Below are 25250 nucleotides of genomic sequence, written 5' to 3' on the forward strand. Positions count from 1 at the left end.
GTAATAAGTTCTAATTAGGTTTTGTATTAATAGTCTTTAACCACCAGATCAAGCGGGTCTCCCGGGATGCCGGAAATGGTGTTCAGAATTTTGCCGGTCTCTCCAACGCGGACGTCAAGCCGGAGCAGCGCTCCAGGTACCCCAACCCGTAGCTCGTTGCCATCGCCGCTAAGCTGCAGCATCGTCACTTTCCTTCCGCCAAGATCAGCGGTAAGCTGGCGGATATCCTCATTGATCGGGTTATATCGATAGATCTTGTCATCAGAAGAAAAATAAAAGATATCGACAGGTGATTTAACCCACTTGGTGTCGACCTTCACCAAAGTGGATCCTTTAAACACCTTTTTGTGCAGCGGTGTTATCGCCCGGTTGTTATAATCATCCATGGCGAGGTTAAATCCATACTCATAGGTCTCGCCAGCTGGGCTGCGGAAATAAGCATAGGAGTTACCCGAAACAGCACGCATGAAGATCAGATTGTCCATGTCCAGCTTCTTAGGGTCGAAAGGAAGCCCGGTACCATTTACCTTATAGGTCGTACCGGTAAACCCTCCTGATGAATTGAAGGATACAAAGGCTTTTGACTTCTTGTCGAAGCCGAAATAATACCTGCCCTGCGCAAAAGTGAAGAATGGAGACAGGTCATAGTCTCCTGCTTCCGCATTCGCGAACTTCCCGAAATCTGGAGCAAACGGCGCAGTAGTGATTATACTTTGGTAGAGCTTTCCATTAATCAGACCTACGGGATAGCCTGCGGAGCCATCAAACACTGCGGGCACTACACTAGGTGGTGTAATGAGGAACTGCGCCCTGAAGTCCTTTTTCTTCAACATGGAAGAACCATCCAGGATTACCCCTCCCGTAGCATTGTCTTGACATACCACCCAATAATCTTCAACGGTACCACCTTGATAAACAATAGGCTTAGCGAATAGCTGCACGGGATTTTCAGGCAGGTCGACGCCGTGCAGACTTCGATAAATATCACTCAGAACTGTACCATCAGCCTTTACAAAGGATAGCTTCGTCACACCATTTTCTACACTGAGAATGGTCTGGCCAGTTGAAAAAGGCGTAGTCCCCAAAATTTTAAAGGGAAAGGTATACTTCATGCCATTGCGATTGTCCGTTATCGTCAGTTTGGCGTCGCGCAGTCGTGGCGCCAGATTATAAACCAGCTTCAATGGGTAGCCTTTATAATCATCGGAACGCGCCTCTTCAGAAACATCAATTTTCCAGTCGTAAGTTAGATCCTTCAAAGGATCAGCACCTTCAATAACCACATTCGGTTCAATGATTAGCGTATCACCGAGGTTGGCGTCGAAAGTGGCATCGCGGAAATCCTCCAATACCGGTTCAGATGGCGGACTATAATCATAGTTGCCGAGGTCCTTCTTACAGCCTAAGATGCCCAGGAACAGTAATAGGGCAATATATATTTGTCTTTGTTTCATGGATCTAGAGTTAAAATTTACATCGTGATCTGGTTCCCATTTTCATCAAGGAAAATATAGGTATCAGCGGCACTAAAGTATTTGAGGTGGAACTTGGTGGCTGGTGCATCCTTTTGGTACAGGTCGTAATCACCTGAACCATCCGTCCTTGCAGTCAACACGTAACCTAGCTCCGGGTGTGTATCCACCCAGCTAAATGGAAACTTCAGTAAAGAACGTGTGTTCGAGATATAGAACAGACTTCTCGGTATTTCCATAAATTCCGATTGTGGTAACAGGTCCCTGGTACCTGACGAAATCAAAAATAGCTGATGTTTCACCCGGCTATAGGCCCCAAGTTCACCCACCCATAACATCCACCATGATGGCATTTCCAGGCGATTTGAGAAAAGCAGGCTTTTCGTTCTGGTCTTCTTTGGCAGCTTGTTGTCAAAATCCTCACCTCCAACTACCTGAAAAGTCAGCTTTACAGATTGCGACTCCAGCCCGGGTGCATTTAGCAAAACAATTGGGACCTTTACCATTCCTGAATCTGAGGGCATGATGTAAAATGGCTTCAGCGCCTCGTAGTGTACATCAGGCTTAGCTGTGGTACCAGTGTCGGTAGCCTGGATCTGGAACTTGCGCTCGCGACTTACGCGTTTACCCGAAATCTTCACCGGAACCCATATGGTATCCTTGGGGAGACCTGGAGTATAGGCAAAACTATACGTGAGTTGTTCTTCGTCCTGGTAGTCCAGGTAAATGTTGTCAATCTCCACATCATAAAGGAACTTTTCATCCTTTTTGCAAGCCAGCATCACGCTACAGGCAAGTAAGAAAATCAATATTCTATGCTTCATGTCTAATTAGTTGTTGGTGTTTAACTCGGTTGCAGGTATCGGAAACACGAAGATCTTATCGGATGGACTGATGCTTTGTGTTTGTGAAATCTTAATCGCATGGTTTAGGCGTTTGTACATAAAGAAAGTCTGGCTCTCCCCATAGAATTCCTTTCTCGCCTCAAGAAGGAGGAGATCGAGAAATTCGCCCTTGTTGGCGACCGTCGTCAGGTCATCCGGAATCCCCCGGTTTCTCCGAACCGTGTTGTAATACATCAGTGCTTCCGACGGATTCTGGTCAAAACTTGCTTCTGCAGCGATATAGTACATTTCACTCAAACGCAATGCCGGAGCGACTAAGGGATGTAGGTTTGACAGCGGTGCAGAATTCACCACATATTTCTGTAATAAGCTCCGATCTTCAGCCGATTGCTGACCTTTAACATTTACAAACCATTGCTTGTAGCGGTTATCTTCCGCACCAAAGCGTTGTTTCTCGTATATCTCGTCAAGTTGACTAACTGTGGGGCTATAGTCAGGTGCCTCTTTGGAAAACAGGTTAATCAGCATGTCTTTCGCATTAGGGATGTACCATGAAGCGATAAGTTCCTTATACAGGATCCGGTCTTTTTTACTTAGATCACCCTGGATAAAATCTTCTACTTTGGTAAAGGGAAATTTCTCAGAATCGATAACAATCTTGGCATTTAGCAATGCTTTATCAAAGTCAGCTTTATAAAGGTAAGCCCTGGCCAACTGCGCGCACACTGCGAAATAGTTCATCCGGTGTCTTCGGTTCTGCAGAAAAAGATCCGGGTGGTTTAACTCCGTTGCTTTCTGCTCATCAGGGTAGCCAACGACATATCCGGAAGAAAGGATCGGATCAGAAAGGCTCAGTAAGGCCTTTGCAGCTTCCAGATCAGCAATCGTGAGGTCCAGCACTTCGGTCACGTTCAGGAAAGGTGTGTTGGTAGGCGTTACCGTGGTCACATAGGGAATAGCTTTCCCCAATGGTTTACTAACGAAAGATGGGGCGAACATCCGAAGCATATCAAAATGCAGGTAAGCCCGCAAGGCCAGAGCCTCCCCTTTTATAATCTCGTAATTTTTATCCCGGAAAAGCGATTTACGTTCGTCAATTGTAGTTAAGATGTAGTTTGCATTTGCCACACCACGATATGCCTGTTCCCAAATCGTTCTGGTGTCCGATATTAGTGTTGCGGATGCGTAGTTGAAATTGGCAATCTCCTGAAATTTGACATCGGTAAATCTATAGTTCTGTGCCATGATGTCCAACAGACTGAAGGTCATATAACCTCCATATAGCTGTCCTCCTGCACAATGCAGGTACACACCGTTTAATGCTTCTTTGAAACCAGCCTCGGTCGTAAACAGCTCGTTTTTATCTATTTCAGATTCTGGTTTAACATCCAGAAATTTCTTGCATGATGACAAGCTTAGCATCATCAATATAATTGTACAGATTTTCTTCATGTTTTGAGTTTTTTAAAATGTTGCTGCTAAGGCGAAGGTCACGCTTCTTACAAAAGGATATACTGTTCCCCGTTCAATCTCAATGCTTGAACTTCTGAACAGGTCATTAGCCGTAATAGAAGGTCTCAGTGCTTGTAATCCAAGTTTCTTAGCCACACTGCGTTTGAAATCATAGGATAGGTAAACCGATTGTAAGTTGATGGTATTATATCGCTGAACAAAACGCGAGGATGTTCTGGTATTATCCAGATAGGTTCCTGGATCTGCAATGTTTTTGTAGAAGGCAATATCACCGGGTTTTTGCCACTTTTCGGTGAGCGCTCTGGCATCCACGTTAAACCTGGGATCCGCATTCTCAACACGATCTACCAAGGTCTGATTATACCTGTCGCCGCCGAACTCATAACCTACACTGAAGCTTAGCATAAACTGTTTATAGGTTACACTTCCGCCCATGCTTCCGAGCAACTGCGGTGTTTCATCGCCCACAGGTTGTGTATCTTTAATATCGTAGTCGTAGGTATAGGTACCATCCAGTTTTTCGAAGATCTCCTTACCATTTTCCGGATCAATACCCCTAGACTTTACGGCATATATGGTGTTTATGGACTGGCCTTCTTTGAAACGCAGCATTGGGATTGAAGTGGCGTTATTGTCCGGATCATCTTGCTGTTCGTCAATCTTGTTGTTAAAGGCCTGCAGCGCATCATAGATCTTCACAACTTTATTTTTGTTGTGGGCAAGATTACCCATCAAATTGACATTCCATTCAGCCGATTTGTAAGCATTCAGGGTCAGGTATACTTCATAACCTTGGTTAACCATATCACCAAGATTTGCTTTATACACGGTGAAACCCGTTGAAGGCGAAATATCAATATCGGTTAACAATCCCTCCGTAAGTTTATAGTAGTATACCGGCCTGATGGAAACGCGATCGTTAAACAGCCCAAGGTCTAGACTCAGGTCATAGTTCCTTGTTTTCTGCCACTTTAAATTTTCATTTCCATAGCCGTTTACAACTGCCCCTACGCCTGTAGAATACCAGTTCGATTTTTGATAACTATAGATGGATTTAGATAGGTAAGCAGGAAAAGATGCAGAACCGGTGAAACCTGTGGTTGTGGTCAGACGCATTCTGGAAATCACGGGTAAAAGCCTGTTCATGAAGCTTTCCTTATGAATGTTCCAGCCTAAGCCCAAGGACCAAAAAGGAGAAAAACGACCTTCTTCACCAAAAATGGATGATCCATCTAAACGAAAGGAAGCATCCAGAAGGTATCTGTCTTTCAAAGCATAGTTCTCCGCAGCTACAAATCCAAGCAAACGTCTTTCAGAAACCTCCCCTGAAGGTGAGGTATTTTCCGCATAGCCTCGTGCAAAGCCAATACCTGAAAACTTGTCATTGCTGAACCCCCGCGCAGCGAAAGATTTATAGTTCCCTTTACTAGCAATCCCGTTTGCACCCAAGGTGGTATTAAAACTGTGGTCACCCACTTGTTTATTATGCAGCAATCGCAGGGTACCATCTGCTGTCCAGGTATCGGTAGTACTGTAGTCATAGCTGCCACGGTTCTGAATCTCGTTGGTTGGGCCATCAATGAACGTATTGCTGAAGGGCGAAACAAACCTGTCGCTGTTTGCTTTATTCTGGTTGAAACTGAAAGATCCAATAAACCTCAGGTCTGGTGTAATCCGCCAGTCAGCGGATAGGTTATCAATGAATTCAAAATATGAATTCTTATCGAAGTTACCCAGCGTTGATTCGTAAAGCGGACTAAAAACCTTCACCGTTCTGTACTGATCCCCGCCATCCAAATGCGTATCTATTTGCCAATTGGCGATCTCCTGGATCAAATTACCTTCAGCATCTGTCATCGGGTAATAAGGGTTCATTCGTACGTAAGAGGAAAAATCGCCATACTTTGAATTCTGCGCATTCACCTGAGTCAGCGTTACCTCGTTCTTAATGAGAAGTTTACGTGTCGGATTATAATTAAATACCATCCCTCCACTATACTGATTCCGGTCAGAGCCCATCATCGCACCCGGACGGGTTTGATAACGTAAATCAACACCATATCTAAAGGTCGAATCCCCTCCTTGGGCATATAGGCTGTGTTTTTGCCCATAAGTATTACGTAATGGCTGCGATAACCAGTAGGTGTTTACACCACTTAATACATTTTTAAGTTTACTGTAATAAAGTTCATCCAGATCATCCTGGTTGCCCACATTATTCCTCCCGTTCGTGTATAGACCCGACAGGCGCTCATATTCAAGCTTTTGTTCCGCATTGAGCACATTGTAATCGCTCAAATCGGGTGCTGTAGGATTTAGCTCATAGTTGTAGGTTAGCTGTAGCTTTCCCGGAATAGGCGCTTTGGTGGTGATAACCATTACACCATTGGCTGCACGTGATCCGTAGATCGCTGTCGCGGCTGCATCTTTCAGCAAGGTCACACTCGCAATACGATTGATGTCCAGATCGGTGATTTTTTGCAGGGATACTTCAAATCCATCAAGAATAAAAGTTGGCAAGTTATAGCTACTTGAAAGATTATTCCGGTCCAACACATTATCGTTAATGGAAGGAACAGCAGTTGCACCCCGGACGTTAATTTTTGGCAAGGCATTGGGGTCTGAACCCAGCAGGTTATTATCGAGTATCCGAAAGGAAGGGTCAAAATTCTGAATACTTTTAAGAATGTTCTGTGAGTTGATCTGTTTCAGCTGATCGCCCTGGATGGTGATGGTATTTCCGGTATAGGTGTCCTTTTTGACGATCTGGTATCCGGTGATCACAACATCATCCATGCTGTTTACTTGTGTTTCCATCACGACCGTGATGATTTTCGCTTCTGCAACCTTCAGCTCCTTAGGTTTATAGCCAATATAGCTGAATACAATGATGTCTCCGGCATTTGCATTGATACTAAACTCCCCCTGGTTGTTGGTTTGCGTTTTTACCGCCTTGTTATCTTTCAAAGTGACATTCACACCCGGTATTGGCTCCTTGGTATCCGGGTCCAGTACAGTACCCTTGATGATGGTCTGTTGAATGCGTTGTCCAGATAAGGACTTTTCGGGCACCTTCTCCCGAATCACTATGGTTTTATTTACAATATCATAAACAAGATCCTGCCCCTTTAAGCAGGCATCCAACGCTTGTTCAAGCGTAACGCTTTTTAGTTCTACACTAACGTTGGGTTTCCTGGTATTCAGCTTTTCATTGTAAAAAAAAAGGTAGCCAGTCTGCGCCTTTATTTCCCTGAATACACTTTCCAAAGAACTGTTCTTCCTTGATAAGGAAACGGTTTGCGAAAAGCTGGCAGCAGAGAGATGTAAGGCACTGATGAATAATAAAATAGAAGTCAATTTCATCACCAGAAGAAGTTTAAACTTTACGGCACGCGGCACCTGGGCCGCCTTGTAAAGACAGGTTAATTTCATACTTTTGTTTAGGATTAAGATTCAATTAAGCAGCTGGTTCGAAGGCAGCTGCAGACTTCATTCGGCCGGGATATGTGAAGGTATCCCGGTTTTTTCTTGTGATGACTAGTGTAGCATTTTAATCATGTTCTTAGGTTTATAAGGTTAATAATCTATTGTTTTCTTGCAGAAACAGTCATCTGATTTCCTTCGATCTTGAACTGGAGGTTGTTAAGTTCTAGAATCCGGCATACCTCAGAAAGCTTACTATTTCGGGGGATCTCACCGACAAATTTTTCCTTCGGGAGAGGGCCATCATAAATGATCTTAATGTCGTACCAGCGACTGACCTCCCTCATGATCATCTCCAGATCCTCATTCTCAAAAGAGAATACACCATTCTTCCAGGCAATGGCATTACCCGCATCCACCCCGGAGGTCATCAAAATAGTTCCACTGTTCGCATTTGTCTGCGCCTGCTCACCCGGCTTAAGGACCTTTTTACCAGCAGCGCTCGAAATCCTTACTGAACCTTCAAGCAAAGTGGTGGTTGTCGCCGCTTCGTCCACATAGGCGTTGACATTAAAGTGTGTGCCTAAAACCTCCACCGTTTGATTTGGAGTTACAACTTTGAATGCTGCGCTTGCATTCTTGACAACCTCAAAATAGGCTTCTCCTGTTAACATGACCTTGCGCTCATGCAAGTCAAATGCTGTGGGATAGGTTAGTGAAGATGCCGCATTCAGCCAAACCTTCGTACCGTCGGCCAGTATAAGCTGATACTGTCCACCTTTAGGCGTAGCAATTGTGTTTTGCAGTTGAGCTGCGGCGGTTCGAGTACTTGCGGAATTACCGCTATAAATGATCGTACCATCAGCCGAATTCAGGATCTTTGTTCCAGCTTCATCTGCGATTTTCCCGGTAGCAGTACCATCAAGGGTTATGACATCGCCGTTAGCAAGTGTGAGGGTAGCTTTCTGACCTCCGGGTGCCCGGTCTTGAACCAGAAACTGCCGCTTCGCACTATCATGCTTATAAAGGGTAAAATATAAACCTGCAGTCAGGGAGAGCAAAATTACCGCCGCTGCAGCATACCGGCGCAAGGCAATGTTCAGCACCTTGCTCCGGCCGCCGAGACGAGTATCTATCTTCGCCTTTACACTTGCTTTCAGTTCAGCTTCCCCTTGCTGAATTGCATCTAGCTCGTTAACCTCATATAAGTTGTAATAGGCTTCTAAGTACGCAATCTCTTCTTTGGTAGCCCGGCCAGCATTGTATTTGGCCAGAATTTCTAAGAATAGTTGCTCATTTAATGGTTCCATCGGGCAGCATTTACATATATGAGTCGAGATAAACAGAATCCGCCCACGCGCTGCAAAAAAAAATCAAAAAGAATGTAAAGAATGGGACTTACAACCTGCCAGAGATTATAAAGTAGAACAAAATCGAAATTGCTACAGCACTTTTTAATCTAAATAAGGCTTTCCCGAGTTGGTTTCTCACTGTTTTCGGGGAGATATCTAGCTTATCAGCAATTTCAGCTGGGCTTAACTCCTGTTCATAGCGCATTCTGAAGATAATTTGCTGTTGTGGAGATAACGCGCTAACGAGTTGTTCAAAGGCAACAACAAACTCCTGGTAAAGTAAAACTGCGTCCGCATTACCGGTGCTACCGTCCCATCGATCAAAAAGTTCAGGCAGGGGCTGATATCTTTGTTCACGTTCCAAAAACTTGAAAACGTTGTTACGCACCAGTGTAAATAAATATGCAGGTAAATTCTCGATTGGAGCGGTGGATTTCCTTGTCCAAAGCTGAACAAACACTTCCTGAGCAATATCGGCTGCCTGATCAGCACTATTTAGCCTTTTAAATGCAGCATTATAGACCAATTTGAAGTGACGGTCGTACAATTCATCAAATGCCAGACGATTTTGTGCGGCAACTTGCAGTACAAGTGCTGAATCTTCTAATATTTTTACGTTTTCCTCGTACATGTTTGACCTTTAAGGTAAACATATAAAAAATCCCGCATTCTTTTGGAGAAATATAGCAACTTATAAGTGCTGTACTTTCATCTAATACCGGGATCTATCTGTAAATGCCCGGTGCCTTCTTGTCCCTTTGATGAGATAGATAATTAAAAAGGCCACAATTGGAGTAGTAAGCATAGCGGTTAATCAACGTTCAGCATCCGAATGAAGCCAAACAACCTTCTGTTCAGCGAGATGATCTGCGCCAATAACACCTGCATAGAGCTCGGGTCTTCTGGCATTCTTATAGCGATACCCACCGGATTGCGTTACCTTTTCTCGGGTAATCAATGCAGTTACCACCTCATCCTCAAGGCTTCTGCACTCTGCAATCACGTCTCCAAACGGGTCGAGGATCATGGAGCAGCCGTTTTTAAGCTGATCATCATCCATGCCGATTGGATTGGAGAATATGGCGTATAACCCGTTATCGTAAGCACGTGCCGGCAACCACTTCATCAACCAGGCCCGCCCTTTCAGGCCATCGAACTCCAGCCGCAATGATGTCGGATCTTTTTCACGATTGTACCAAAGCGTTGGATCCACAAAGCCCGCACCTGGTCTGGTCAACGGCGTGCACATGGTAACATGAGGCATAAAGATGATGTCTGCGCCAAGTAAATTGGTCGCGCGTACATTTTCAATAATGTTGTTGTCGTAGCAGATCAAAATGCCACATTTCCAACCAAAGAGATCAAACACCACATACTCGTTTCCAGGCGTGATGTGTGGATTAATAAAAGGATGTAACTTTCGGAATTTAGCGATTAGCCCGTTTTCACCGACGCAGACATAAGCTTTGAAGATCCGGCCCTCGGCATCTTTCTCGAAGAGGCCCGCAAGGATCACCATCTGATGAGCGCTCGCAATTTGAGTTAGACGGCGAATAGATGGGCCCTCAGGAAGGAACTCCGCCACATCAAGGAGCTCTGCTTTTGAAAGATTTCGGGCGAAAGTGTATCCAGTAATGGAGCATTCATGGAAAGCGACAACCTTTGCACCCTGTGCTTTCGCCACTGCTGTAAGCGCCTCTATCCTATTTAAATTAAATACTTTGTCACCACTGCTATTTTCAAATTGTGCGGTCGCAATTCGCAAGTCTTCCATCAAATCAGATTTAAATCAATTTATTCCTTTTACTTTTTCTTAGGCACTTTAGCGCCTTCTTTCTTTGCCTCTGAAAGCCCGATAGCTACGGCCTGCTTCTGAGAAGTAACTTTCTTTCCAGCACCGGTCTTTAACTTTCCCGCTTTCATCTCATGCATGGCTTCTTCTACTTTTTCGCCTGCTTTTTTAGAATACTTTGCCATAATTTAGCATTTATTATTGTCTCAAGAACTTTCAACCAGTTTTTCTTAAAATTCAAATGGATAGGTCTCAGGCACCAGCGCTGGATCAGGGTGGAGCTCTAAAGGATGAACAGCACGTGTATGATCAAGATATAGAAATGCATCATATCTGGAGCTAAGCACCGTTGGCACATAATTCCCGTATCGCTCATGCTGTGGGTTGTACACTACACCTATTGCTCTATGTGGCAGCACCGAATCAAAGGCCTTGCGGTTATGATCATCAAAAACAATCAGCTTATTCTCAGCTGATGAAGCGTGCAACATTTCCTCAATACTGCCGCTCCGCGCTGCCGGAACAGGCATAACCTCCATTTCTGCAGCCCAGTGATCAGCAGCAACAACCGTTCCCTGATAGGAACCGAATCCAACAAGAACAACTTCCTCTTCACCAAGTTGTTCGCGTGCAAGCTGGCCAACGTTAATCATCCCGGCTTTCCGCATATCAGTAAACCTCGCATCTCCAATATGGGTATTATGTTCCCATACAATTGCTTTGCTACCAGGACCATGAAATTCAAGTACGCGGTTTAGGGTTTCCATCATATGGGTATCTCGTAAGTTCCAGGTGTCATCATTGAACCCGCTCATATTGCTATAATATTCCTCTGCGTTAAGGGCGACATAAGCATTCTGACTGGTGTTCAATGCCGCTTCCGGATCATGATCAAAGCCTGGAGCTTTTTTTCTGATCTCTGCGAGCAATCGAATCAATGGCTCCCGACAGCTATCATTAATGGTAAACTGCGCTCTTGCATACTTTCGTTCATCACGGCCATATGGCTGGAAGCATTCAATCGCCTGCCTTGCTGTACGGGCAGCCAATGGATCATGTTCCTCCAGATATTTAACCATCACCTCCATGGACTCCCAAAGGCTATATACATCCAGGCCATAGAATCCTACTTTGCGGGAAGCGGTATTCAGGTTGTGTTTCTTTAGCCAGCTTACCAAAGCTGCAATCTCCCAATTTCCCCACATCCATGTCGGCCACCTGGTAAATGCGCTTAGCACTTCATGTGCTGCCGCATCCTGCTGTTCATAACCCTTAATATAGCGGTTAACCCGATAACAGTCCGGCCAATCACCCTCTACGGCGATAAAGTTAAAGTCCTTTTCCGCAATCAACCTTTTAGTAATCGCAGTACGCCAGGTATAATATTCATGTGTACCGTGTGATGCTTCTCCTAGAAGCACACAGGTTGCATCACCAATACGGTCCATCAAAGGATCCAGATCAGCAGTTGTCTTTAGTTTATGTATTCCCTGGCCTACCATGTTTTTCTTGACATCTTTTACAACAAACAACCCTGCTATTCAGATGGTTTAACAAAAAAGAACGGGAAATTCAATTGATTCGGAAGGCTTTTTCTATCGCGTGGGATAAGAGACAGGATCCTGTAAAGAATCATGGCTTTTATTGATAATAACCCTGATGGTCTCGTCCAGTTGTGCTGCCGACCGATCTAAGTAGGCGATGATCGCATCCCGCGTATTCTCGTCCGTCGTGGGATCCTTCAATAATTCCATTAAGCCTAAAATGCTGGTGAGCGGACCTCGTACCAGATGGGCCTGGGTCCAGGCGATTTCTTTAAGACGCTTGTTATGTGCTTCAATAGTTTTGGTGTAGGCAACCCGTTCACTGATGTCCTGCAATGCACCAATCATGCGGAGCACGTGACCTTCTTGGTCAAAGATCAGGAAGCCCCTGTCCAGCACATACTTGTAATGGCCGTTGGCACACCTGAACCGGTATTCACTTGTCCAACGCGGAAGCCTGTGCTCCACGTGGTGGTTAACCACGCCCGTTACCCGCTCAACGTCTTCAGGATGTACGCGATCATACCACCACTGGAAATTTACCTCCAACTCTTGATGTCCAAATACAGCTTGCATCCCGTGGTTCCATAACACCCCCCCGGTAATGATGTTAAAATCCCAGATCACGTCACTCGTTGCTTTCGACACTGCATTGAAGCGCTCCAGGTGCTCCTTAATTTTTAAATCCTGTTCAACCCGATCTGTTACCACGCGGGCATTGCAAACAATTCCGCCGATGGCACTGTCGTTCCTCAGGTCAGTAATAATCGTTTCCATCCACTGTGTTTTACCTTGCTGATCAACAATCCGGTACGGCGGCAACTTCATGCAAGTTCTATCCTTGAGATTTTGAAGTTGTGTAGCCAGTATTTCGCGGTCGGGCCCATGGATAGCATCGAAGGCATTTTGACCAATAAGTTGTTCTGGCTTTATGCCCAACAGTCGCTCCACTGGCGGACTTACGTATTTATAAGTTCCGTCAGCATCAAGAATGGCTATAAAGTCCGAACTCTCCTGGATCAAGGTTTTAAAACGGCGTTCACTGTCCTTAAGCGCTTCTTCTGATTTAATCTTTTCTGTAACGTCAATAGCTACAGCAATTCTCGCCGCCCGGGAACCATATCTGATCGATTTCCCCTTAACATACACAAAAATGACCTCTCCGGATTTCTTCTGGTGGCGAACGGTCGAAACATGTTCGAAACCGGGCCTTACTTCATTTTCGATGATCTGAAGAAATCCATCACGGTCTTCTGTGGGACGAATGTCTCTGGGCGACATGCTTAGAAATTCCTCCTTTGAATATCCATAATGACCTACTGCGGCCTCGTTTACATCCAGAAACATCAACGACTCCAGATCAAATACCCACATTGGGAATGGATTCAAATGGAATAGATCACTGAAAGTATCTTTGAGCGATTGTAGTTCTGCTTCCGCAAGTTTTCGCGCGGAAACATCCCGCAACACACCAATCATGCGCTTGGCAAGGCCTTTTTCATTTCTAAGAATATAGCCGTTTGCTTCTACATCCGCATAGCTGCCGTCCATTCTTCGTAGTCGATATTCTCCGGTCCAGCTGTGCCTGCTGTGATCGTTAAGCGCTGCATTTAAACTGCGCACCAATCTGGTATTATCTTCCGGATGAAGCAGCTCCATCCATTTTTCAATCGGGAATTGTTCATCGGTAGAATATCCATAAAGGTTTAAAAAAGCCTGCCCCCACTCGATATTGTTGCAGGTGATATTCCAATCGTAAATGGCGTCGTTAGTCGCCATATTAACGTATGTAAACCGCTCATTGCTAAGCTGAAGAGCTGCTTCCATGAAGTCCCGTGCTTCCAATTCATGTAACAGGCGTTCATTATTATCTTCCAATTGGCGCTCCGCTTGCACCAAGGTGGTTACATCAGTAGAACTCTGAACGATATACTGCACGCTTCCATCCTGATCCATTAATGGATAGGTTTCAATGTTCCAGTAACGGACCTCCTGATCAGAACCAATCGCCGCAGGTAAATCATAACGGTGTCTCGTCACAAGATGAGGTGTTTTCTGCTGAAAAGCGTGGTCAAAGGCTTCCGTAATATTTACAGTCCTACTTCCATCATCATCGGCGTTGGCCGGAAACACTTCGAAAAAAGGGCGTCCAATGATGTATTCCCAATTCGAATAAGTCGCTTTTATAAAAGCAGGATTGGCTATAGCGATGGTGTATGTCGGTGCGTTGGCTTCCAGAATTACACAGGGGGTTGGGATACAATTGTAGATCAGTTCAATCTCTTCCAAGTTGACCATAGGTGGGATGCGGTAATAGAATAACTAGTATTAGGAGATAATTTCACACTAATTTATGCAAATATTTTCCACCGGGGCAACAAACTGAAATATTCTTCCGTTCTAAGCGCTAGTTCAGGAGAATTCATTACTAATGAAATTCAGGTATTCATCATTGTTCGAATTAATAAAACGAATATCGATGCATTGGTTGAAGAGGACAAAGGCCTTCAGCGCCATAGTCAATTTCAGCAGGTGATCTGGAAGAATGTTTAGCGGTTCGAAGTGCAGATTATGTATGATCAGCACTTTGTTCTTCCGATCTGCCTTGGCATCCATTCTTGCAACAAAGGTATCTCCGGCGAGTATCGGCAAAGAGAAATAGCCGTATTTACGTTTAGAAGCCGGCACAAAACATTCGAGCTGGTAGTCGAAATCAAAAAAGTCTTTAAGGCGGTACCGGAAAACATTAAGAATATCGAAGGGTGAAAGAATGAAGACTTCAGCCGTGATTTCAGGCTGTGCCGGCTGATTTGCCAGCATGTACAGCCGATCTTTTAAACCCTCCACCTGCACCAGCTTTACTACTCCGCTTTGGACCATATTGTCCAGCTCCTGCCTTACCAGGTTTCCTTTAACGCGTCGTGCACGCCAGGCCAGCTCTTTTGCATAAGCCACACCCAAAGCGCCCAGGCTTCGATGAATGATATATTGCGCGTATTCCTCCGCACTGGGTAAACGCTGATCAATTTCTTCAGGTACGAAGTTCAGCGGGAGATCGTAAACTTTCTGAAAGCTTTTGTTCCGCCGGATCATCAATTTACCATCAAGATATAACCTTTCCAAAGCCACCTTCGCGGGGCGCCAGTCCCACCATCCTGAACTAGCTTCCAATCGGTCATTTTCAAAATCTCCAATTCTGACTGGTCCATCCCGCTCTACCTGGTCAAGAATCTGATTCATTAAATCTACCTCCATTTTTGTGAGCACCCCACGTTGTGTTGAAAAGGCTTGTTTTACAGGCAAGGTATAGCGGAAATCGCTCATCGGCATGAAGCCTGCATCGGATGCGAAATATTCAAACACGCGACCTTCTTCGCAGAGTTCGTCTAACCAGCTTGTTTGATAATCCGGTATCCGGCTCGCAAACACATGATGATGCGCGCGCTCCACTACAAGATTGGTGTCTAGCTGCACAAAACCAAGTTGCTCAATGACGCGATAGACGGCCTCCTTGCCCATGCCGAATTGCGCCGCTCTGGCAAGACCGGCAGCATCAAGAATTATCCTTCGGGCTTGTGCTTTAGTCAGAAAAGGAATATCCATTAAACAAGATCATGTATCGTGGAAAGATGATATAAGTGCTTCAGAGATGAGACATTAGATTTTTCATTTCCTTGGTGGAAGTGGTAAAATCAGAAAGTCTTTTGCTCTTTCCAATGTGTATCGGTATTCTGTTCATTCGACTCGATAACTCCGTCATTGGCATTTGCTCTAAAGTTCTGAATTCTGCTTTCCAAATTTCCAATTCATATATGCGCTGGTTCTGAAACCCTTTGGTGACATGATCATTGTCCGTAGGCAGAAAGTCCAGGGCACCAATAAGCGCATCAACCTTTTTGAAATCGGCAATAATTCCATCATAAATTAGTTGATTGATGAAAGTACTTTTAAACCTTTCTTCAAGATTCTTAAAGTCCGATGATTTGATGTCTGCCAGGATCACACTGTATTTGGTAAAGCCATTCGTAAACAATAAACATTTTTTCCGTTCTACATAAAAGAGCGTAGCATTCCATTTACCTAGAAAACCGGTTTCAGCATCAGTGTCGGAGGTGATGAGCTTTTCGACGAATTTCTGCAGTTTTTTCGTTGTATAGACTTTCGTTCGCATACGTGTTAGACTACTTAGACAAAACTATTTTTTAACTTCTACTCGTAAAAATAATCATTTTATCATTGCCCGGCCGGGCCATCCACCTTAAAAACGCAAACACGTAGAAAAAGCTCGTTTACCTCAGGAGCTTTTAACCCGCTAGCAATCATCCCTTGAAAGTGATGAGGTTAGTTCTAAAATGAAAAAAGCCTCTAAGTTTGCACTTAGAGGCTTTTTAAGTCGGGGTGGCAGGATTCGAACCTACGACCTCCACATCCCAAATGTGGCGCGATACCGGGCTACGCTACACCCCGAACTGGTGTTGTCCAACTTCAAAATTTGCATTCTGTCGTTGTTTGGGATTGCAAAAGTAGAACTTTTACTTTGATAAAGAAATTTATTTTAAAATATTTTTCTTTCTCTTTTCAAACCGTTACCGCATATCCTTGCGATTGGTATGGTTCAAAGGTAGAAACATTTTTCAATTCCAGGAAGTCTTCACAAACCAAAAGCATCATCTTTCCTGTAAGCGGTTCATGATCAACTAGAAAAATTTTCATCTATTCTTCTCGTGCATGCCTTAAACCAATGATTTATGCTGCCCGAGCTACCTTATACGGCAAATCAGCACTGCAATTTTCAGCCAATAAAGGCTTATTCCGCTTAAAATATCCAGTAAGCTTACAAAGTTGAGCATTCATGTGGCGGGGAAAATGATTGTTCCTAGGTGTTTGAGACGTACTTGCAAGGTAGTTGCTACGTGGTTGCTACGTATGGAGACGTAGCAAATCCCTATTAACCACCTCGCAAGTGCTCACAAAAATATGATCTACCGGTTACCCGCTAAGCCCCGAATGAAAAGTTAAAGGCAACTTTAGATCCATCTGGTGCAATCGCCAGGATTTGAATCCTGGACCGGCCAGCTTCGATCAATGCAGTCTCGATATCATTAGGGCTCAGGATCTCCGCTCCGTTGATGTACACGATGATCGTTCCTGGAGGAATACCAAGCTGCCCGAACACCCCATTCCGACTAACCTCGGTTACAACCACTCCCGCGTTTAGCTGCAACCGTTGTTTTAGCGCAGGCGACAATGGCGTAAATCGTGCGCCCAGCTTTTCGTACATCTCGTTTAAACTTTGGCTGGCTGCCAGATCAGGGGACCGGTCCTCTGCCTTCAGTTTCGCTGTGGTGTTTTGTGCTTTACCATTCCTCAGATAGGTTAACTTCACTTCATCACCAGGGCGCCGCCTTGCAATGCGCTCGGAGAACTCGGACGACGAATAGATCTGTTGCCCGTCTATTTTCTGAATGATATCCCCAGCTTTTAACCCGGCAGCTGCAGCTGCACTGCCGCCTTGAATGTCTGTGATGAAAACACCGTTGACAGAACCAGGCTTTATACCTTGTTGCTTTAAAAATTGATCCTCTATAGATGGAGATGGAAAGCTTACACCAAGAATACCACGTCTAACTTCGCCAAATTCCTTAAAGTCGTCCAGGATCTTCTTCGCTAAATTGACTGGAATGGCAAAGGCATAACCCGCGTAACTTCCGGTCATTGATGCAATTGCTGCATTGATCCCTATCAACTCTCCCCTGGTGTTGACCAATGCACCCCCACTATTTCCCGGATTAATGGCCGCATCAGTCTGAATGAACGATTCAATAGCCCCACTAGCCTGCTCCGCCGCCGCCTGCTGACTGGCTTCTATGATACCGATGTTGCGTCCTTTTGCACTTACAATACCTGCAGTGGCTGTTGTGCTTAAGGAGAATGGGTAACCTACTGCCAACACCCACTCACCGACCAGCACCTCGTCGGAGTTACCCAGCTTCACGGTGGGCAACTTATTCACATTGATCTTCAGTAAGGCCAGATCGGTATTCGGGTCACGGCCAACGAGCTTAGCCTGAAACTCCCGCCGGTCAGGCAGGATCACGGTGATGGCTTCCGCATTTTCAATCACGTGGTTGTTTGTGGCAATATAGCCATCGGCTGCAATGATCACGCCCGAGCCTAAACCAGAGGCCGTTCTGATGTGTACCACTGCCGGAGTCACCAACTGTGCCGCATTTACGAAATCGGCCCGATTGCTCATGTCACCGTGTTTGCTTGTTACACGTGACGTTGTCGAGGCTTCTTCGGCGCTATTCCTGTTTAGAAAATAGAAACCAATACCTATGATAATCCAGGTCAGGATAAATAAGAACAAAGTTGCAGATTTCTTCATTTGATTTAATTTGTTTCTGAATCGTGAGTGATCTATGATCTCCTTTAGCTAACAGTTGAGTAGCTAAACAGTTTCCAAATACATCAGAACAGCGTAAAATCACAGACCCGTTCAGAACATCTCACTTAAAATGCTGTTATATCAAATACAACACCGGACGGTACAGTAATTAACCCGCTATAAGTCGTTGATAATGTACCGTTCATCTGAAAACCAAAAATGTGATCCTATGAAAAACATGCTTAAAACGATCGCCCTTGCTGTAGCAGTAACCTGCAGCACGGCAGCATTTGCGCAAGAGAAGAAAGATACCTTGAAGATTGATCCAGATAAAAAGATCAAGAAAACTGCGAAAAGTGTCGGCAATAAAACTGCAGAGGTCGCAGTTAAAGGTGCCTCCACCATTGTAGATAAAACTTACAAAGACATGGTCGGACCTGCCGGACAAAAGATTTATATTGACAACAAGTCGAGGTACTACTATGTTGATGAGCGCGGTGCAAAGATCTATGTATCTAAATCACAACTTAAACCAAAACCGGTTGAGTAATACATTTAAGCTGTTGGACAGGTGTCCAACAGCTTAATTATAAACAACAAACTCCCCTTTAGCCATTACCGATCCGTTGACGATCATCTCCAGCATATGGCCGCCTTCATAGAATCTTCGTGTTGTGATCAGTTTAAATGATTGATTCCGGCTAATTGTTTCAGCCTGACCTGCCTGGTAGATCCTTTCACTTATTTTAAAAACCTTCTTGTTTAACTGTCCATTTGCTTTTCTATAGTGAATGGCATATTCCAGTCGTACCGTTTTCGACTTTTCTGCGGTATTTTGAATCCGGAAGGTAAAGCTTAAAGTATCCCCTATTTTGACTTCAGGACTCAGGATGCTAAACTCATCTAAAGAAAGACCGTCACTGTTCAGACCATAATGATCAAGCACTGAGGCATGCCCACGTTTAAGCAAAGACCTGCAACCGTGTTTAATTATGGCATCGGTTTCCTTACTATGACCTTTCCAGGCTTGAGCGATCTTTACCACGAGCTCAGGATGATCTTTAGAAATATCATTGAGGTTGTTTGCTACACTACGTCTTACGGCCTCGTCCGGATCATTTTTTAAAGCCTCCAAAATAGGAAGCAATGGAGCAGGATCTTTCTTCAAGGTCGGCACAGAAAGTCCCCAGGGTAGCCGGGGACGGCAGCCTTCAGAGGCGAGGCGGCGTACACGGGCATGTGAATGTTGTGTCCAGGTCAACATCCTGCTAATAGTTTGATCGAAATATTTGTTCAGAAAAGGCCGGATCGCAAATTCACAACTTACGTATTGCGTTATAAACACCATTCCCTCTAACGAAGTTTCCAGATCATCCAGCCCGTAAACCTCTATGTAATTCGGAAGGAACATCATTTCAAGCCGCTCCTGCCAGAATCCATGAGCGCGCAAACGATCAACCAGGCGCTGCAGCAGTATAACAGCTTCTTGGTAGGCATCCGGCATAAACTGATGCAAACATACTGCGGTGTGTTTCATCCGTGCTTTAAGCTCCATGGCCTCAAATGCCGGTGTGTAAATCAGCTTTATGAAAGCAGGTTCATCAAAGCCAGGGATGCTTTCGCGCATACATTGGGCAATGCCGCTGTAAAACGCAGGTGTATAAAGATCTTTTAATGCCGACATCGTTTTCCTTCATTTGTTACAGCAAAATTAAAATATTTATTTTACAAATTTAACATTCTTGCTTGTAACCATTGGGTATTTATCGTCGTCTTATAGCCAAAGATTACAATCATGAAAACGATATTTACGACCGCCCTATTATGTCTATTTTACTTGCTCCCACTCACATCTTTTTCGCAAGATTTAATCAGTGTGGAAGGCCTGGTTAAAGACGACAAACAAAGTATTCCTGCTGCCACTGTATTACTATATTCCGGCATAGATTCAGCACTTGTTAGTACTGCTATGACCAATGAAAATGGCCAGTATAATTTTAAAACAAAGTCTGGATCATATTACATTGTAGCAACATCAATGGGATATAACAAAGTGAATTCAAAGCCGATTAAATTAAACGGTGAAAAGAATTTTTCTGTACCAGCATTACTACTTAAGGAAACTTCAAATAATTTAAATGAAGTTGTTGTAACCGCAGCACGACCAGTATTGGAACGAAAGGCAGATAAGCTGGTATTTAACCTTGACGCCACACCTTCTGCAGCTGGATTAAATGCATTGGAGGCGTTACGAAAAGCACCGGGTGTTGTGGTCGATCATAACGAGAACATCTCGCTTTCCGGTAAGAGTAATGTACTGGTAACGATAGATGGAAAACAGACCTACTTAAGCCAGGAGGAAGTGGTAAACCTGCTGAAATCGATGCAGAGCAGCGAGATCGAAAGCATTGAAATAATGAACAATCCCGGCGCTCGCTATGAAGCTAACAGTACAGGTGGTGTCATTAACATCAAAACGAAAAAAAACAAAGCAGATGGTTTCAATGGTAATATCGCAATTGGTGCGGGATACAATAAACGTGCTTCCAGCAACAATAACATTAACCTGAATTACCGCAAAAACTTTTTCAACACCTTTGGATCTTATAGCTATAACACGAACAAATGGGAACAAAACTTACTTATTGACCGTGTAACACCGAATGTAGATAATCGCTTGTATTTTAGCCAACGGAACACAGACACTTCAAGTAACAAGTCACACAACTTCAAAGTAGGGACAGATTTCTTTCTGTCGGATAAACATACCGTAGGATTTTTGGTGAAGGGTAACATTTACAACCGCGAAGAGGATAGCTTCAGCAGAACCAACATCGGCGGTAGCCTGGGGCAAACAGACTCGATCCTGAGGACACCTGCTCGTAATGAAGGTGCACGTAAAAACTTTTCTTACAACCTGAACTATAAGGGTGTGTTAGACACTGCAGGGCAGGAACTGACCATAGATGCAGATTATAGTACCTTTGACGGCGATAATGATGCTTTCTATCAAAACCGTTTCTTCCGTCCGGATGGAACATTCTTCAAAAATGGACAGATTTACAGAAGTTTTGCGCCATCAGACATCAACATAAAAGCCTTAAAGGCTGACTATGTGTTGCCACTGAACAAGAAGTTAAAAATTGAAGCCGGATTGAAGTATGCTGACGTAGAAAGTGACAACAACTTCATTTTTGAAAATCAGGTCGCAGCGGGCTGGCTTGGTGATCCGAACCGCAGTAATCGGTTTAAATACAGCGAGGAAGTAAGCGCTGCCTATACCACCTTCAGTGCGACACTTGGGAAGCTATCGGTGCAGGCCGGGTTACGCGCAGAAAGGACACATTCCATCGGTACCTCCGTGACCATGAACGAGAAAATTGACCGAAAATATACCAACCTCTTTCCATCAGTATTTGTAAGTCAGAATTTCAGTGAAAACAGTGTACTTAATTTCTCCTATTCAAGAAAGATAAACCGCCCGAATTACCAGAATTTAAACCCATTTATGTACTACCTGGATCAGTACACCTATAATCAGGGAAATCCAAACTTAAGGCCTGAATTTGCGACAAATTTTGAGCTGAATTATTTATTCAAACAGAAGTATAGTGTTGCCTTAGCATACACCCATGTTTCAGATGTAATTACACAAATTCTATTGCAGAATGCCGCATTAAACTCCATGTATCAAACCAATCTAAACCTTGCTTCTGATGATGTGGTATCCTTAACTTTAAACATCCCGGTAAAGATCACAAAATGGTGGAATTTCAACAATAATATCGTCGCTTATCATAAGCAATTAAAGAGTCCGAATTTGAATGGTTTCGAATTAAACTCTAAGCAGTTTACAGGTAACATTTACATGCAACATAACTTTACTTTATCTAGTTCATGGAGTGCCGATGCCAGCTTCTTCTATAGCACGCCGCAGATTGATAATGCATTAAATTTGAAGACATTCTTCACTTCGGATGCGGGACTTCGTTACAACTTCCCTAATAAAAACGGAAACTTAAAACTAGGGGTAAGTGACGTGTTCCATACACAAAAACCAAGGATATCCAGCAACCTGGAAGGTAATGAATACACCTTAAAGCAATGGGGTACATCTACCAGTGTGAGACTTACTTACACGCAGCGTTTTGGTAAATCAACGGTAAAATCAGCAAGAGATCGCCAAACTGCACTTGACGCGGAACAAAAGCGCCTGGGACAATAATCCCAAAAAGTGACCAGCATCATTTTTTCGAAAAAGGCTGGTCATTTTGTAGCATGGGTGGATATGTCATCTTTGGGCATATTGAAAATTCATGTTACAAACCAAAGAATTACAACTCGATACCATTTGTTTTCACTGCGGGGAGGCACTCCCAGCCTCTCCGCTGCTGAAAGACGATAGAAAGTTTTGTTGCATTGGATGTGTTGGCGTTTATAGCATTTTACACGAGCATAACCTCAGCGACTACTACATCTATAATGATGTACCCGGGCAGACCCAGAAACCAAGGGCTTTAAATCTCGACTACCTTAACGAACCGGAGATTGCGGCTGGGCTGGTTGACTACCAGGATGATCAGATCACCATCATTACGCTCTACATTCCAGCCATTCATTGCAGCTCCTGCATCTGGCTGCTGGAATCCCTTCATAAGATCAATCCTGCGATAACACAGTCCCGTGTAGATTTTCTTAAAAAGCAGGTTTACATCACCTTTAAATATCAGGAATTAAGTCTAAAGGCACTTGCAGAAACGCTGCTGAACATTGGCTATGAACCTTTGATCAGCCTGCAGGATGTGTTAAAGGAGCAACAGAAACAGTCCACCGACCGTAGTTTGATCACCAAGATTGCTGTTGCAGGCTTTTGTTTCGGAAATACCATGTTGCTGTACTTCCCGGAGTATTTCGGCTTGTCCAGCTTCGAACAGGATCTTAAAACCTTTTTTGGCTGGTTAAATCTTGCATTCGCCTTCCCCGTTGTATTCTACAGTGGACGCGACTATTTCTCCAGCGCCTGGCTAAACCTTAAAAAAGGGGTACTTAACCTCGACTTCCCCTTAGCACTTGGAATTGCGGTGATGTTTATCCGTTCCATTGTAGAAGTAGTTACCAATTCCGGCCCAGGCTGGGTCGATACCCTATGTGGCTTAATCTTCTTCCTGCTGGTTGGCAAGTGGATGCAACAACGCACCTATCACCACCTATCCTTCGAGCGCGACTACCGTTCTTACTTTCCTGTAGCGGTGACCATCCTCGAGGATGGACGTGAGCGCCCGATTCCATTGGATCAACTTAAAAAAGGTCAGCGAATGCTCATCCGCAGCAATGAGATCGTACCTGCCGACGCCATACTGCTAAAAGGTAACGCAAATGTAGACTTCAGCTTCGTTACCGGTGAATCTAAGCCCGTGCATAAGGTACTTGGAGAAATTGTTTATGCCGGCGGCAGACAGCTGGATGGAGCGATTGAACTGGAGGTTGTAAAAGCAGTGTCTCAAAGTCACCTGACGAAACTTTGGAACAATGAGACGTTCAGCATGGAGAAGAACACCATTATGACCTTCAGCGCAACGGCGAGCAAATATTTCAGCATCATGCTCTTGACGGTTGCCCTTGGAAGTGCTTTGTTCTGGATGTTTCATGCTGATCCCACAAGAGCGATTGCTTCTTTTTCTGCCGTGCTGATTATTGCCTGTCCATGCGCTCTGGCCCTCGCCTCTCCTTTTACCCTGGCAGCAGTATTAAGCATCTTTGATAAAAATAAATTCTACCTGAAGAATACCGCTGTTATTGAGCAACTGGCTCGTATCGACACCTTCGTTTTTGATAAAACCGGCACAATCAGCAATCCTGATGGGGCTGGCTTCAGCTTTCAGGGAAATATCAGTCAGGAACAACTGCAATGGGTCAGTGACCTTTCCAGAAACTCTGGTCATCCATTAAGCCGTACGCTGGTGAAGTGGCTCGACTTGCCCGAACAGCATACTGTGAACAACTATCGTGAGATGGTTGGCCGTGGCTTAAGTGGGTCCATCCTGGATCATGAGCTCAAAATTGGCAATGCTGCTTTCACGGAAATTGCACCGGAAAAGTCAATCACAGGAACGACCGTCCATGTGGTGATCGATAATCAATATCTCGGCTATTTTCTGTTCAGGCAGCAATGGCGCGACGGCTTGAAGGCTTTAACCATAAGCCTGCGAAAGGGTGCTAACCTGCATCTGCTGTCGGGAGATCAGGATCATGACCGTATGGACCTATTGACCATTTTTCCTGAAGGGAACCAAATGCACTTCAAACAAAGTCCGCAGCAGAAATTGGAATATATCAAGGCGCTGCAGGAAAAAGGTCATAAGGTTTTGATGTTTGGCGATGGGCTGAACGACGCCGGAGCGCTGAAACAAAGTGATCTTGGTGTCGCGGTAACGGACAACATCAACAACTTCAGCCCGGGCTGTGAGGCCATTCTGGATGGCGCAAGCTTTAGCAAGATCCCGGCTTTTATCCAGCAGGCTAAAGATGCTGTTAAGGTGATCCACATGAGTTTCGCCATTTCCCTTGTATACAATATTGTGGGACTTTCGTTTGCCGTGCAGGGACTTCTGTCACCGCTGATTGCGGCCATCTTAATGCCGGCAAGTACTGCAACCATCATCCTTTTCACCAGTATCACCGCAAGGTTATACGCCCGTAAAAACGATCTGCTATGAACATGATCTATATGCTCATTGGCGTCAGCATTCTGCTGGCGCTAATCTTTTTAGTCGCCTTTTTCTGGGCGAGCAAGTCCGGACAACATGACGACACCTATACTCCAGGACTCCGGATCCTGTTTGATGATGAGGTTAAACCCGGTATTGAAAAAAGTGATGAGGATCATATTTAGCCGGAATTAGCATCATTACCAGGCTGAGCGCAGCCCCCTACTTTTACACCATCAAACATTCAAACAACA

18 protein-coding genes and 1 tRNA gene are annotated in these 25250 nt (G+C 44.5%); 4 read left to right on the forward strand and 15 right to left on the reverse strand.

Annotated elements, in window-relative coordinates; all coding sequences use genetic code 11:
• Positions 1-26: 26 nt before the first annotated feature.
• From ACTHQF_RS08450 to ACTHQF_RS08515, 14 genes are all read right to left on the reverse strand, one after another.
• The gene (locus ACTHQF_RS08450) at positions 27-1454 is read right to left on the reverse strand and encodes a PKD-like family lipoprotein (protein ID WP_440429670.1); all 1428 of its coding nucleotides are present in this window, start codon (positions 1452-1454) and stop codon (positions 27-29) included.
• A gap of 17 nt (positions 1455-1471) precedes the next feature.
• Positions 1472-2296, reverse strand: coding sequence for a DUF4843 domain-containing protein (locus ACTHQF_RS08455; protein WP_440429671.1), 825 nt, complete (start codon positions 2294-2296; stop codon positions 1472-1474).
• 6 nt (positions 2297-2302) lie between these two features.
• Positions 2303-3769 carry a RagB/SusD family nutrient uptake outer membrane protein gene (locus tag ACTHQF_RS08460; protein ID WP_440429672.1) on the reverse strand — a complete coding sequence of 489 codons (1467 nt, stop codon included), beginning with the start codon at positions 3767-3769 and terminating at the stop codon, positions 2303-2305.
• A gap of 12 nt (positions 3770-3781) precedes the next feature.
• Entirely contained in the window at positions 3782-7222 is a 3441-nt protein-coding gene (locus tag ACTHQF_RS08465) for a SusC/RagA family TonB-linked outer membrane protein (RefSeq protein WP_440429674.1), read from the reverse strand.
• Between the two features lie 152 nt (positions 7223-7374).
• A complete protein-coding gene (locus ACTHQF_RS08470) occupies positions 7375-8523 on the reverse strand; it encodes a FecR family protein (RefSeq protein WP_440429675.1) in 1149 nt (382 codons plus the stop codon).
• Between the two features lie 88 nt (positions 8524-8611).
• Entirely contained in the window at positions 8612-9196 is a 585-nt protein-coding gene (locus tag ACTHQF_RS08475) for an RNA polymerase sigma factor (RefSeq protein ID WP_440429676.1), read from the reverse strand.
• 183 nt (positions 9197-9379) lie between these two features.
• Positions 9380-10339, reverse strand: coding sequence for a nitrilase family protein (locus ACTHQF_RS08480; RefSeq protein ID WP_440429677.1), 960 nt, complete (start codon positions 10337-10339; stop codon positions 9380-9382).
• A gap of 29 nt (positions 10340-10368) precedes the next feature.
• Positions 10369-10542 carry a DUF6496 domain-containing protein gene (locus ACTHQF_RS08485; RefSeq protein ID WP_440429679.1) on the reverse strand — a complete coding sequence of 58 codons (174 nt, stop codon included), beginning with the start codon at positions 10540-10542 and terminating at the stop codon, positions 10369-10371.
• 45 nt (positions 10543-10587) lie between these two features.
• Positions 10588-11859: an erythromycin esterase family protein gene (locus ACTHQF_RS08490; RefSeq protein ID WP_440429681.1), complete on the reverse strand. Its 1272-nt coding sequence runs from the start codon at positions 11857-11859 to the stop codon at positions 10588-10590.
• A 93-nt stretch (positions 11860-11952) separates the two neighbouring features.
• Positions 11953-14199, reverse strand: coding sequence for a PAS domain S-box protein (locus ACTHQF_RS08495; protein WP_440429682.1), 2247 nt, complete (start codon positions 14197-14199; stop codon positions 11953-11955).
• A 114-nt stretch (positions 14200-14313) separates the two neighbouring features.
• Complete coding sequence (locus ACTHQF_RS08500; RefSeq protein ID WP_440429683.1) at positions 14314-15504, reverse strand: winged helix-turn-helix domain-containing protein; 1191 nt, start codon at positions 15502-15504, stop codon at positions 14314-14316.
• A gap of 40 nt (positions 15505-15544) precedes the next feature.
• On the reverse strand, positions 15545-16072 hold the full coding sequence (locus ACTHQF_RS08505) for a DUF6933 domain-containing protein (RefSeq protein WP_440429684.1): 528 nt from the start codon (positions 16070-16072) through the stop codon (positions 15545-15547).
• Between the two features lie 222 nt (positions 16073-16294).
• A tRNA-Pro gene (locus tag ACTHQF_RS08510) sits at positions 16295-16368 on the reverse strand.
• Positions 16369-16897: 529 nt separating this feature from the next.
• Positions 16898-18289: a trypsin-like peptidase domain-containing protein gene (locus ACTHQF_RS08515; RefSeq protein ID WP_440429685.1), complete on the reverse strand. Its 1392-nt coding sequence runs from the start codon at positions 18287-18289 to the stop codon at positions 16898-16900.
• 229 nt (positions 18290-18518) lie between these two features.
• On the opposite strand from ACTHQF_RS08515, the gene ACTHQF_RS08520 reads away from it, so the two are divergent.
• Positions 18519-18839, forward strand: coding sequence for a hypothetical protein (locus tag ACTHQF_RS08520; protein WP_440429686.1), 321 nt, complete (start codon positions 18519-18521; stop codon positions 18837-18839).
• Positions 18840-18872: 33 nt separating this feature from the next.
• On the opposite strand, the gene ACTHQF_RS08525 is transcribed toward ACTHQF_RS08520, so the two are convergent.
• Positions 18873-19973: a DNA alkylation repair protein gene (locus tag ACTHQF_RS08525; protein ID WP_440429687.1), complete on the reverse strand. Its 1101-nt coding sequence runs from the start codon at positions 19971-19973 to the stop codon at positions 18873-18875.
• 111 nt (positions 19974-20084) lie between these two features.
• Between ACTHQF_RS08525 and ACTHQF_RS08530 the strand changes: the two genes are divergently transcribed.
• The 3 genes from ACTHQF_RS08530 to ccoS all read left to right on the forward strand — a co-directional run bounded on the left by ACTHQF_RS08530 (position 20085) and on the right by ccoS (position 25181).
• Positions 20085-22514, forward strand: a complete 2430-nt coding sequence (locus tag ACTHQF_RS08530) for a TonB-dependent receptor domain-containing protein (RefSeq protein ID WP_440429689.1) — start codon at positions 20085-20087, stop codon at positions 22512-22514.
• 91 nt (positions 22515-22605) lie between these two features.
• Positions 22606-25005: a heavy metal translocating P-type ATPase gene (locus ACTHQF_RS08535; protein WP_440429691.1), complete on the forward strand. Its 2400-nt coding sequence runs from the start codon at positions 22606-22608 to the stop codon at positions 25003-25005.
• Positions 25002-25181 carry a cbb3-type cytochrome oxidase assembly protein CcoS gene (gene ccoS, locus ACTHQF_RS08540; RefSeq protein WP_440429692.1) on the forward strand — a complete coding sequence of 60 codons (180 nt, stop codon included), beginning with the start codon at positions 25002-25004 and terminating at the stop codon, positions 25179-25181. Before ACTHQF_RS08535 ends, ccoS begins: the two co-directional genes overlap by 4 nt.
• The last annotated feature ends 69 nt before the right edge of the window (positions 25182-25250 follow it).

It is taken from the genome of Pedobacter sp. SAFR-022 (assembly GCF_051965375.1).
Taxonomy (GTDB): Bacteria; Bacteroidota; Bacteroidia; order Sphingobacteriales; family Sphingobacteriaceae; genus Pedobacter.